Genomic DNA, 1,148 nt, shown 5'->3' with positions numbered 1-1,148 from the left:
CTCATGTTACGCACGATCTATTTTAAGCAGCCATATTTTTAAGCTCCCGCCATGCAAGCTGATTTGCTCTAAGGATCAATCTGTACTTAATGGCAAAATGATTTAATTGAGTTTTTATCTTCAACAATTCCAGCTTGCAGTATGCAATAATAGAAGCATAAATATGATTACACTGAGTTTTAACGGTTCGAGTGGGCGACTTGGTTAAGCTTGCATTTTGCTTAATTGATTTGTGATACTCTTCAATCCGCCACCGTTTCTGGTACACTTCATAAAGACGTTCGGCACTACTTGGCATGTCATTAGAAACAAGATAGAGAATTCCTGTTGAACCGTTTTCGTTTTTGAACACTTTTTTCAGGAGCCTCACGGGGAAGTCTAGGCCTTTAAGCCAGACTGTGTGGGCTACATCCTCTTCTAATTCTAAAGCTCTTACTTGTTGGTACCGTCCGTTTTTGGCCTCGTTTTCAGATAAAGCTAACGTGCGGTTAGATTTAATCCCAATGATAAACGATTTTTGAAGGTCTTTATGGATGTGAACCATATTGGCCTTCGAGCCAAACCAGTTGTCTGCAAGCACATAATCAAACATCACTTTATTGGTAATGGCCTGAGTAATCAGGTTTTGAAATAATTGATTTTTGGTAACCGATGATTTTCTTCTGGCTTGTTTGGTTTTAATATCACAATAGGCAACATCTTTTTTAATCACCTCATACCCTATGGGTACACTGAAGTCAGCATAGCGAACCATGCATGACAAGATGTTGATTCCTTTGAGCACGCTCCCTTTAGCATGAGAGTAATGCCAACAATTAATTTCATTCTCATCCGTGTAGGGTTTCTCTTCGATGGAGTCATCCAGTATTAAGACACCACCAACCGTTTCTTGCGACCTCACTGGCTTTTTTACATAGCGCCAAAGGGATTTTGAATCAAAAGACTCAAAACGAAGAAATCGAGTCACCTTGTCATGCGCAAATGCTCCATCAACCAAATCAGATAATCCGGTGGCTGTCGCATATTTGTTCTGACAAATTAAATAATCACTATAAAGATCAAGCATATCCATTTAACTTCCTCCCTAAAATAAGGACGAAATTCTAATGCTTTTTATTCAAACTACAAGGTCATGTGCGTAACATGAG

1 protein-coding gene is annotated in these 1,148 nt (G+C 39.0%); it reads right to left on the bottom strand.

Translation table 11 applies throughout. The features are described 5' to 3' along the window. Positions 1–22: 22 nt before the first annotated feature. Positions 23–1,072, bottom strand: a complete 1,050-nt coding sequence (locus OQJ26_RS19245) for an IS701 family transposase (protein ID WP_265701959.1) — start codon at positions 1,070–1,072, stop codon at positions 23–25. Positions 1,073–1,148 lie beyond the last annotated feature (76 nt).

The sequence above is a fragment of the Legionella sheltonii genome, from assembly GCF_026191355.1.
Classification (GTDB): Bacteria; Pseudomonadota; Gammaproteobacteria; order Legionellales; family Legionellaceae; genus Legionella; species Legionella sheltonii.
The sequence above is the reverse complement of the archived record's forward strand: the minus strand, read 5'-3'. Positions and strand labels throughout refer to the sequence as shown.

Bases quoted from the DNA above. Each gene is read 5' to 3' on its own strand.
- OQJ26_RS19245 (WP_265701959.1), bottom strand. From the start codon at position 1,072: ATGGATATGCTTGATCTTTATAGTGATTATTTAATTTGTCAGAACAAA.